The sequence below is a fragment of the Nocardia sp. NPDC004582 genome (assembly GCF_053602115.1).
Genome location: NZ_JBSGCY010000264.1, coordinates 2,905 through 3,834 on the forward strand (window position 1 = coordinate 2,905; position 930 = coordinate 3,834).

The 930-nt window shown below is 69.0% G+C and carries 1 protein-coding gene; it reads right to left on the reverse strand.

What is annotated here, in order from left to right; genetic code table 11:
- Window positions 1-78: 78 nt before the first annotated feature.
- Window positions 79-930 (reverse strand): biotin/lipoyl-containing protein (locus tag ACWELJ_RS33695; RefSeq protein ID WP_452370112.1); only part of this gene is annotated, 852 nt, incomplete at its 5' end.

The following is a 930-nucleotide window of genomic DNA, read 5'->3' on the forward strand; positions in this document are numbered from 1 at the left end:
GTGTTTCACCAATCCCACCAATTTCCCGCGTGGGGCCGAACACAGCCTGGTGAGCGGCCACTCGCGAATTGTCTTGCGTTACTTGATCTCGGCCAGGACGGTGCCCTGGGTGATGGCCGCGCCGGCCTCCACCGCGAGACCGGTGATGACACCGGCCTTGTGGGCGGTGACCGGGTTCTCCATCTTCATGGCCTCGAGCACCACAACCAGGTCGCCCGCTTCGACGGACTGACCCTCTTCGACGGCCACCTTGACCACGGTGCCCTGCATCGGGGCGGTCACGGCGTCACCGGAGGCGGCACCCGCGCCCGCGCCACCGCGCTTGCGCGCCTTGGGCTTCTTACGGACGACGCCCGCGCCATTGGCGGACGCGGCGGCGCCGACCGAGAACTGACCCGGCAGCGACACCTCGAGGCGACGGCCACCGACCTCGACGACGACCTTCTGGCGCGGGGCCTCCTCGTCCTCGTCGATGGCGACCGCACCGGTGTAGGGCTCGATCGGGTTGTCCCACTCGTTCTCGATCCACTTGGTGTAGACGTCGAACTTCTCGCCGTCACCGATGAACGCGGGGTTCTCGACGATGTGGCGGTGGAACGGGATGACGGTCGCGAGACCCTCGATCTGGAACTCGGCCAGCGCGCGGGCGGCGCGCTGCAGCGCCTGCTCACGGTTCTCACCGGTCACGATCAGCTTGGCCAGCATGGAGTCGAACTGGCCGCCGATGACCGAACCCTCGACCACACCGGAGTCGACCCGCACACCGGGGCCCGCGGGCTCGCGGTAGACGACGACCGGGCCGGGCGCCGGGAGGAAGCCGCGACCGGCGTCCTCACCGTTGATGCGGAACTCGAACGAGTGGCCGCGCGGGGCCGGGTCCTCGGTGATCGACAGCTCGTGGCCCTCGGCGATACGGAACTGCTGACGCAC